Annotated in this window: 12 protein-coding genes; 6 read left to right on the top strand and 6 right to left on the bottom strand. The window is 68.9% G+C overall.

The genetic code is table 11. The features are described 5' to 3' along the window. Positions 1-4: 4 nt before the first annotated feature. Positions 5-472, bottom strand: coding sequence for a hypothetical protein (locus BJ987_RS36620; protein WP_209897589.1), 468 nt, complete (start codon positions 470-472; stop codon positions 5-7). A gap of 49 nt (positions 473-521) precedes the next feature. Beyond that, positions 522-1,217, bottom strand: coding sequence for a type 1 glutamine amidotransferase domain-containing protein (locus tag BJ987_RS36615; RefSeq protein ID WP_209897588.1), 696 nt, complete (start codon positions 1,215-1,217; stop codon positions 522-524). An 86-nt stretch (positions 1,218-1,303) separates the two neighbouring features. Between BJ987_RS36615 and BJ987_RS36610 the strand changes: the two genes are divergently transcribed. Continuing rightward, positions 1,304-2,224, top strand: a complete 921-nt coding sequence (locus BJ987_RS36610; RefSeq protein WP_209897587.1) for a LysR family transcriptional regulator — start codon at positions 1,304-1,306, stop codon at positions 2,222-2,224. A 28-nt stretch (positions 2,225-2,252) separates the two neighbouring features. On the opposite strand, the gene BJ987_RS36605 is transcribed toward BJ987_RS36610, so the two are convergent. Continuing rightward, a complete protein-coding gene (locus BJ987_RS36605; protein ID WP_209897586.1) occupies positions 2,253-3,041 on the bottom strand; it encodes a helix-turn-helix domain-containing protein in 789 nt (262 codons plus the stop codon). Between the two features lie 86 nt (positions 3,042-3,127). Here BJ987_RS36605 and BJ987_RS36600 point away from each other — a divergent pair, with 86 nt between their 5' ends. From BJ987_RS36600 to BJ987_RS36590, 3 genes are read left to right on the top strand one after another with little or no spacing between them, the layout of a single operon-like run. Continuing rightward, on the top strand, positions 3,128-3,559 hold the full coding sequence (locus BJ987_RS36600; RefSeq protein ID WP_209897585.1) for a hypothetical protein: 432 nt from the start codon (positions 3,128-3,130) through the stop codon (positions 3,557-3,559). Between the two features lie 46 nt (positions 3,560-3,605). Continuing rightward, positions 3,606-4,625 (top strand): zinc-dependent alcohol dehydrogenase family protein, encoded by a 1,020-nt coding sequence (locus BJ987_RS36595; RefSeq protein ID WP_245366303.1) that lies wholly within the window; start codon positions 3,606-3,608, stop codon positions 4,623-4,625. 29 nt (positions 4,626-4,654) lie between these two features. Next, entirely contained in the window at positions 4,655-5,014 is a 360-nt protein-coding gene (locus BJ987_RS36590) for an ACT domain-containing protein (protein WP_209897584.1), read from the top strand. A gap of 2 nt (positions 5,015-5,016) precedes the next feature. Here the strand turns inward: BJ987_RS36590 and BJ987_RS36585 are convergent, their stop codons facing one another. Together BJ987_RS36585 and BJ987_RS36580 are read right to left on the bottom strand one after the other, a co-directional pair. Then, a complete protein-coding gene (locus BJ987_RS36585) occupies positions 5,017-5,241 on the bottom strand; it encodes a hypothetical protein (protein ID WP_209897583.1) in 225 nt (74 codons plus the stop codon). 35 nt (positions 5,242-5,276) lie between these two features. After that, positions 5,277-6,041 (bottom strand): HNH endonuclease family protein, encoded by a 765-nt coding sequence (locus BJ987_RS36580; protein ID WP_209897582.1) that lies wholly within the window; start codon positions 6,039-6,041, stop codon positions 5,277-5,279. 193 nt (positions 6,042-6,234) lie between these two features. Here BJ987_RS36580 and BJ987_RS36575 point away from each other — a divergent pair, with 193 nt between their 5' ends. Further along, positions 6,235-7,104, top strand: a complete 870-nt coding sequence (locus BJ987_RS36575; protein WP_209897581.1) for a haloalkane dehalogenase — start codon at positions 6,235-6,237, stop codon at positions 7,102-7,104. An 18-nt stretch (positions 7,105-7,122) separates the two neighbouring features. Next, a complete protein-coding gene (locus BJ987_RS36570; protein ID WP_209897580.1) occupies positions 7,123-7,953 on the top strand; it encodes an RNA polymerase sigma factor in 831 nt (276 codons plus the stop codon). Between the two features lie 8 nt (positions 7,954-7,961). On the opposite strand, the gene BJ987_RS36565 is transcribed toward BJ987_RS36570, so the two are convergent. Continuing rightward, positions 7,962-9,101, bottom strand: coding sequence for a TDT family transporter (locus BJ987_RS36565; RefSeq protein ID WP_209897579.1), 1,140 nt, complete (start codon positions 9,099-9,101; stop codon positions 7,962-7,964). Positions 9,102-9,127: the final 26 nt, after the last annotated feature.

The raw sequence follows: 9,127 nt of genomic DNA, 5'->3' as shown, positions 1-9,127 counted from the left end.
CGCGTCACAGCACCACGACGCGATCGGCGTGCGGATCGAACCCGAGTACGGGGCGGGCCGGATCGGTCTCCGGCGCCAGCACCACGGATTTCCCGAGGTGACGACCGACCGTGCTGACGAATTCGCACAGGGTGTCGACCCCGCCCTGCCCCTGTAGCTCGCGCAGATCCACGTCGAAGTCGATCGACTCGGCCACCCAGGGCCGGAAGACCATCAGCACATCCGGCGTAGGCCGCACCCGCAGCTCCGGCATCGCGGCATCCTCGGGCCGGTCCAGCACCTCCTGGGCCGGGGGCAGGTCGGCGGGTACACCGTCCTCGCTGTATTCCCAGGCCCAGCCGCTGGACCGGATCAGATCGAACAACGCCTGCCAGTCCGCCGCGGACGTATCGGCGACCCGCAGATCGGGCAGCGCACCCATGGTCTCGGGGTCGAACAAGCTCCGCACGTCATCCCACAGCAGATCAGGCATGCGGTCATTCTCCCGTGCGGCAGCCCGCGCTGCCGCACGGGATGCCGCCTCAGCTCAGGGCCCGCACCAGTTCCGCGGCCAGCGGGGCCGAGGACGCGGGGTTCTGGCCGGTGTAGAGGTTGCGGTCGACTTCGATGTGCGGGGCGAACGGGGCCGACTCGCGGAAGTCCGCGCCGAGGGCGACGAGACGGTCTTGCAGGAGCCACGGAGCCTTGGGCGCGAGGCCCGCGGCGTTCTCCTCGTCGTTGGTGAACCCGGTCAGCCGGTACCCGGCGAAGGGCGAGGTGCCGTCCGAATTCGTGGCGGCCACGATGGCGGCGGGCCCGTGGCAGACGATGGCCAGCGGCTTGCCGGACGCCAACGCCGCGGCGAGCAGTTCCCCGGAGGCCTTGCTGGCGGGCAGGTCTTCCATCGCGCCGTGACCGCCGGGGTAGTAGACGGCGGCGTAGTCGGCGAGGACCGCGTCGTCGATCTTGATCGGCTTCTGCAATTCGGGGGCCGCGGCGATCGCGGCGGCGGTTTCCTCGGCCTGGTCTTGGCCGCCGTTGGAGTCCGCGGTCAGGCTGACCTGGTCGACCGGGGGCACGGTGCCCTCGGGGGTGGCGACGACCACTTCGTGGCCCGCCGCGGTGAGCGCGCGGTAGGGGGCGAGGAATTCTTCGGCCCAGTAGCCGGTGGGGTGGGTGGAGCCGTCGTTGAGGGTCCAGTGGTCGGCGCCGGTCAGCACGAACAGGATCTTGGCCATTGCGGAGAGCCTTTCGTCGAGAGTGTGGTTGTCGCGGTACCGACGATAGGAAGCTGAGCTATCGGTCCGCCAATAGACTTTCCGATGTGAGCGATAGGGAAACCGATGGATCGCTGGATCTGACTCAGGTGCGCACCTTCTTGGCAGTGTATCGAGCGGGGACGGTGACGGCAGGGGCTCGGCTGGCCGGGCTGTCCCAGCCGACGGTGACCGCGCAACTGCGGGCGTTGGAACAGCGACTGGGCTACCAGCTGTTCGAACGGCTGGCGCGCGGGGTGGCGCCCACCGCGGCGGCGGCCGAACTGGCGGCGCGGGTGGCGGGACCGTTGGATGCGCTCGAACTGGCGATCGGCCGTCCGGCGCGCGCCGAACCCGCGCCCGAACCGCCGGTCCGGCTGGCCGGGCCAGCGGAAATGCTTGCCATCCAAGTACTTCCGGCTCTCGCGCCGTTGGTGGTGGCCGGAGTGCGGCTCAACATCACCGCGGGACTCTCCGATGAGCTGCTCGCCGGACTGCGGGCGGGCCAGTACGACCTCATGCTGTCGACGGTCCGCCCGCGCGGCCGCACCGTGATCGCGGAACCGCTGACCGACGAGGAGTTCGTGCTGGTCGCGGCTCCCGCCGTCGCCGAACACATCGACCTCGGGTCGCTGCGCACCGACGGCCCACCGGCCTTGGCCGGCCTACCGCTGATCAGTTATGCGGCGGATCTGCCGATCCTGCGCCGCTACTGGCGGCATGTCTTCGGGGTCCGGTTGACCGCCGAGCCCGCCGTCATCGTGGCGGACCTGCGTGCCGTCGCCGCCGCGGTCGCCGCTGGGGCCGGGATCAGCGTGCTCCCGCGCTACCTCTGCGCCGCCGACCTGGCCGCGGGCGCGCTGATTCCACTCCTCGAGCCCGACGATCCGCCGATAAACACCGGCTTCCTCGTCCGGCGGCCGGGCGCGACCTCGCCGCACGTCGACCAGGTCGCTCGGCATATTCGAGCCGCGGCCCGGGACTGGTGACTGTTCGACCGAGCGCGGGCGGGTCCGGCTAGTGCTGTCCGTATCGGCGGTGCAGGTAGGCGGCGGTGTAGTCGTCGGCGGGGAGGAACGCTTCGAGGTGCAGTTCGGCCAGGGTGATGTCGACGGCGGTGGCGAACGAGGTGATGGTAGTGATGAGCTGGAGTTCACCGTCGGGTCGGCGCAGGCGCAGCGGGACGGCGAAGCCGAGGTGGTCGGGGCCCGGATTCGACTCGGGCAGATAGCTTTCCAGCTCGGCGATCAGGTCGTGCAGGGCGGGGTCGGGGCTGCGCAGGACTCGCCCGCGCAGCGATTCGGTGACATGGCGGCCCCACTCCGGCAGATTGAGCACGTGTGGCGCCAAACCTTCCGGGTGTAATGCCAAGCGCAGCACGTTGATCGGTGGTGTCAGCAGATGTGCGGCGGCCGGTGCGGTGAGCAGGTCGAAGGCGGCGTTGGCCGCGACCAACCTGCCATAGCGTGCGATGACGACGGCGGGATACGGCAGATGCCCATTCAGGATCCGCTCCAGCGCGGCTTTCACCGGCGCCAATTCGGGTGTGTCCAACCGTGATTCGGGAAATATCGGCGCGAATCCCGCGGCCAGGAGCAGGTCGTTGCGTTCACGCAGGGACAGCTCCAGCGATTCGGCCAGGCGCACCACCATGGTGCGGCCGGGTCTGGAGCGGCCCTGCTCCAGGAAACTCAGGTACCGCTGGCTGGTTTCGGCGCGGATCGCGAGGTCCAGCTGGCTGACCCGCCGCAGGGTGCGCCAATGCTTGAGCTGGCGTGCGAACGCGGTCGCCTCCACAGTGGTCATGCGTCCAGTGATATCCGATCGGATGGCCGCGCACCATTCCCCGCAGGGAATCGCACCGCCGCACGCGCTCCCGCAAGCTCGATCCCATGAGCAAGCAACCGAACGAGAGCGACCTGACCGCCTTCGCCGACCGCTACGTCGCGATGTGGAACGAACCCGACAACCAGTTGCGGCAGAAGCTGATTCACGAACTCTGGGCCGCCGACGGCATGCAGTCACTGATCGATCCGCCGGAGGCAATGCGGAAGGCGCTGGCCGAACTGGCCTTTCCGATCCCGCCCGTGCAGGTGCGCGGCCACGAAGCCCTGGAGCGCCGCATCACCCGCGCCTACGAGATGTTCGTCCTGGCGGGTCACCGATTCGTCAGCCGCGGTCCCGCCACCCAGCTGTCGACCGGCCTGGTCGGCCTGGGCTGGGACATGGTCGCCGCCGACGGCACCGTCGCCGGCGGCGGCTACGACGTCATCGCCTTCGACGAGCAGGAACGCATCCGTCTCGACAGCCAGTACATCGGTTGACGCACCGCACGAACAGCGCCGGGCAGCCCGGCGCGAAGGGACACCCATGAACGGCCTTGCCTACCATCTCGATCCGACCCGCGGCCGCGCCGGCCTGGCGGCGTGGACGCAGGAACTGCCCGAACCAGGCCCGCACCAGGTACTCATCGAAGTCCGCGCGGCTGCGCTGAACCGCCGGGATCTCATGCTGATGGACGGCACCTATCCGCTGCCCGCGACACCCGGCGTCGTCCCGTTGTCCGACGGTGTCGGCACGGTGATCGCCCTGGGGGACAAAGTGACTCGGGCAGCAGTCGGCGACCGCGTGACCGCGACATACTTCGTGCGCTGGGTCGACGGCCCGCAACGCCGGGCGCACGCCGCCGAACAGTACGGTGCGAACCGCGACGGCATGCTCGCCACTTACGCCCTGCTCGAACAGGATTCGGTGGTGCACGTTCCGGCCCACCTCACCGATGCCGAAGCGGCGACCCTGACCTGCGCGGGCGTCGTCGCCTGGGCGGCCTTGACCACCCCGGTCCCGGTGCGCGCGGGCGAGACGGTACTGACCGTCGGCAGCGGCGCCGTCGCCCTGTTCGCCGTGCAGCACGCCCGGATGCTCGGTGGCCGGATCATCTCCGTCACCTCCACTCCCGAAAAAGCGGAACGGTTCCGTGAACTCGGTGCCGAAGAGGTGATCGTGCGCGCCGAAACACCGGACTGGGAGCAGGAAGTCGCCCGCCGGACCGGCGGCGACGGCGCGGACCACATCGTCGACACCGTCGGCATGCCCACCCTGCCGAAATCGGTGGCCGCCGGCGCCTACAACGCCCGGCTCACCATGATCGGCGCCTGGCCGGGCCCCGGAATCACCGCGGGCGACGGCAATCCGTTCGGCAGTTCCTACCTGTCGATCCGCCGCATCGCCGTCGGTAGCCGCGCCCACTTCGAAGCGATGAACCAGGCGATCACCGAACACCGTGTGCGCCCGGTCATCGATCGCACCTTCTCGTTCGATCAGGCCGGGGCGGCGTACGCCTACTTCGCGGCGGGTGATCCGTTCGGCAAAGTGGTTGTCACGATGTGAACGAAGGCGGCGTTGTCTATGGTGACGGGATGTCGCAGCGCCTGAATGTCGTGCCCTCGCGGTTCGTGATCGAGCATTTTCCGGAGGCGACCTTTCCCGAGGACGACGAATGGATCGCGCTGGTGCGGGCGCCGGAGGGCCTCACGGTGGTCCGGGACGCGCCGCCGTGGGTCGATGCCGAGAAGTGGGTCGGGTTCTACGGCGGGGCGTCGGCGCACGGGCTCGATGTGCCCGGCATGCTGGCGGCGCTGATCGGTCCGCTGGCGGAGGCGAAGATCTCGGTGTTCGTCGCCTCCACCTATCACGCCGACCTCGTCCTGGTCCCGGAAGGCAAACTCGAGGCGGCTACCGCCGTGCTCGAGGCCGCGGGCCACCGCGTCTCCGCCTGAGTTCAGGCTTCGAAGGGCACGGTGTTGCCGGCGGCGTCGCGCGCGCCCGCTCCGGCGGCGATCGCCGCCGCCAGTTCGGCGGCGGTCTGCCAGGTGCGCGGCGGTTCGGCGGCGATATTGCCGATGGTGTACCAGGTCTTGTTGCCCCGGTAGCGGACCAGGCCCTTTCCGGCGGAATCGACGGTGACGTCGAGATCACCGGAGACTGTGCCTTCCTCTTCGGTCATGACGGCGGCTTGGGCTGGGATCTCGATGATGTCGCTTATTTGAACTCTCCTCGAGCGACACAATCCGCGACCGCGGTGCGCAGAGCGGACTGTTCGGCGGAATCAACGGTCAGTGCGTACTTTATCTTCACGCGCACGTATCGATCGATGTAGGCGCACCGGAAAGTGCCCGGCGGCAGATAATTCGCGACGTCCTGATCACCCTTGGAGCGGTTGGCCGACGGGTCGGAGGCCTCCAGGTTGAGCGAATCGTTGGCGATGCGCCGGCGGGTGTCCTCGTCGCGGGACGCGGCGCCGGAACGCCAGGCCTCGGCCAGCGGCACAATGTGCTCGGCGTCGACCGTAGCCGGGTCGGTCATCCACTTGTACGGCTTCATCTGCCCCGTCTTGGCGTCGAGGAAGCCGTATTCGTCGCGCCAGCCACCGTCCTTGCCGACGGTGATCTTGCAGCTCTTCGCATCGAGGGTGACCGCGCCGACGGCGTCCCGCAGCATCATCACCTCGCGGGTCGTGCATTTGGCGTATTGCGCGAACTCCGCGCCGAAGCCGTGTTCGGCCTTGTTCGTGTCCCAGTGCGGAAACTTCTCGCGGTCGTAACCGCTCATCGCCGCTTCCTTGGCGACCGGCAGCCGGTCGACCATCTCGGTGATCTCGGCGGCCGAACCCGTGGGATTGCCCGGAGAATCGGGCGGCGGGGGCGAGACTTTCGTGGCCGAGCCGCATCCCCCGGCGAGGGCCAGCGCGACACATATCCCGGCCGCACGGCCGAGCAGAGACAGCCGTGGGGCCGTGACCTTCATCAGTTTTTCCTAACGCCTGCAATCGTGAACGGCGTCAAGGTAACTCGCCGCAACCGCGCTGAAAGGCAATGCCGCGTATGAGGTTAGGCACAGCTGGTGACGCACGTCACTCCTAATGCTGTCACAGTCGCCGGCGAACCTGTGTCGAAACCAGGTGTCAGCAGCTCGACCAATCCGAGAAAGGACCACCGTCGTGCGCACCGTCGACGTTCTCGATTCATTCCTCTCCTACCACGACACCGGATCCGGCGAGATCCCCGTCGTGTTCCTGCACGGCAACCCGACCTCGTCCTACCTGTGGCGCAACGTGATCCCGCATGTGTCGGACCGGACCCGGGTACTGGCGCCCGACCTCATCGGCATGGGCGCCTCCGGAAAGCCCGACAGCCCATATCGATTCACCGACCACGCCCGCTACCTCGACGCCTGGTTCGAGGCCCTGAACCTCGACCGGGTGATCCTGGTCGGGCACGACTGGGGCGGCGCGCTCGCCATGGACTGGGCGGCACGTCATCCCGGCCGGGTCCGCGGTCTCGCCGTACTGGAAACCTTCCTGCGTCCGGGGAGTGCTGCCGAGATGCCGCCGCAGGCCCGGGAACTGTTCGCCGCATACCGCGGCGCCGAAGGCGAGCGAATGGTGCTGGAGCAGAACATGTTCATCGAATTCAATCTGCCCGCGCAGGTGACGAACCTGTCGCAGGAGGACCACGACGTCTACCGCGCCCCGTACCCGACGCCCGCCTCCCGCAAGCCATTGCTGGCGTGGCCCAGGGAGATTCCGCTCGACGGCGCACCGGCCGACGTGGTCGCCATCGTGGCGAACTACGGTCGGTATCTGGCGAGCGCCACCGAATTCCCGAAGCTGATCATGGCGTTGGAGAACGGGCAGGGCGACGCCGCGGCGGCGGTGGACTGGGCCGCGACTACGTTCGCCGACGCCGAGAAGGTCTCGATCCCGCCCGCCAAGCATCACGCTCCGGAGGACCGCCCGCACGAGATCGGCGCGGCCATCGCGGCCTGGCTGGACAGGCACGCGCCGGCCGAAAGCGCCGAAGTGTCCTGATCGCGCGACAATGGCCGGGTGGACAGCGAGGCGGTACTGGTCGAGCGTGCGGTCGCGGGGGACGAGGCCGCGATCGCTCAGATCGTGCGCGGACTCCAGGATCCGCTGTACCGCTTGGCTCTTCGCATGACCGGCCGCCCCACCGAAGCCGAGGACGCGACGCAGGAGATCCTGCTGCGCGTCCTCGGGCATCTGGGCACCTGGCGAGCCGAGGCGAAACTGCTGACCTGGGCGTACCGGGTCGGTGTCAACTATCTGATCAACCTGCGCCGGCAGTCGCCGCAGGAGCGGGCCGAACTCGACCTGGCTGAGTTCGCCGATCGGCTGGCCGACGGCCTGGCGATCGAGGACTATCGCGGCCCGGACGCGGCGCTGTTGTCCGGTGAGGTCCGGTTGCAGTGCAGCCAGGCCATGCTGCAGTGCCTGGTCCGCGACGAACGGATCGCCTTCGTGCTCGGTGACGTCTTCGAACTCGATTCCACCGATGCCGCCTACATTCTCGGCGTCACCCCGGCGGCCTACCGGAAACGCCTGCAGCGCGCCAAGAAACGCATCGGCTCCTTCCTGGACGCCACCTGCGGCATAGCCAACCCGCAGGCTGTGTGCCGCTGTTCGCGGCGAGTGGAGCAGGCCCTGCGATCGGACCGCGTCGACCGCCGCGACCCGGTGTACACGGCCCATCGGATCGCTCCCGGCGGACGCACGGTCATCGACGCCGAAGCCCAGATGATCCGGCTGCACGATGCTGCCGCCGTGCTCCGCGCCCACCCCGATTACGCCGCGCCGCGAGCGAAGACGCAGGCGATCCGCGCGCTGCTGCGGTCGGGGAAGTTCCCCCTGCTGGATTGACGACCAGCTCAGTGGGCGGGTGCCGGGGATGGAGTAAGCAGTACTCCGCTGGACAGTCCGCGCAGGGTCTTCGCCACGACCACGGCCCAGGCGCCGGCCAGCAGCGCGAACAGCGCGACCGCGACCCACGCGAACAGGTAGGCGCGGGTGTGGGTGAAGAGCACGGCGCTGCCGGTGACGCAGGTGCCCAGCGGGAACGTGAAACCCCACCAGGTCAGGTTGAATTCGAGTTCGCCGGCGCGGTGTGCCCGATAGGTGACCGCGACGGCCAGGGCCAGCCAGAGCATGGCGAAACCCCAGACGACGATGCCGAAGATGACCGAGAAGACGGTCAAGCCCTTGGTGTAGAGGTCGGGTAGCGCGCTGGGTGCGGCGTTGGCGATCAGGCCGGCGGCGGTCACCGACTGACCGAGCGGGCCGAGCACGATCCACAGCGTCGGCACCATGCCGCCCTGGGACACGCCGAAATGCACCAGCCGCGACCAGATCATGGTGATGGTGACCAGTGCCGCGATCAGCGACAGGCCGAACATCGCGACGCAGGCGATGATCATGGTCAGCCGGGGTTGCCCCGCCGGGGTGTGCGGGACGAGCAGTGCGCCCATGGCGGCGGAGACCATCGGCGGCACGACCGGCATCAGCCAGCCGCCGAACGCGGCATCACGGTCTATCTTGTGCCGGGTGAACATCCGGTAGGGGATGGTGAACGCGGTGAGCAGCCCGAGCACGGTGCCCACCGACCACAACACCCAGTCCACGGCGACCGCGGCGCCCAGGCCGATCAGGTCTTTGCCGAGCAGTAGCGTTCCCGCGCCTACGGTCATCAGTGCCATCGGCGGAGCGCCGAAGAACTGGGACATGACCGGGTGGTGCCGGTGGGCGCGCGCGTCCTCCGGGAAGCGGATCAGATGCGCCGCGTAGGCGCCGCTCAACCCGATCAGGAAGCAGGCCGCGACGCCCCAGACGACGAGCGCCGCGTCGCGCAATCCGGGAAGCTGCCACGGCAGGGTGGCCGCGGCATTGCCGACGATGCCGGTACCCATCACGGCGGCGAACCAGTTGGGTCCGAGGTGGCGGAGCGAATCGCGGTCCAGCTCGCCGAACAGGCGCCGCGAACCGAGGGGGCGCGAGGTCACGGTGGCGGTCATGACTTCAGCATCGCCGCCGCTCCGGT

The sequence above is a fragment of the Nocardia goodfellowii genome (assembly GCF_017875645.1).
Lineage (GTDB): Bacteria > Actinomycetota > Actinomycetes > Mycobacteriales > Mycobacteriaceae > Nocardia > Nocardia goodfellowii.
This window is presented reverse-complemented; position numbering and strand designations above follow the sequence as displayed.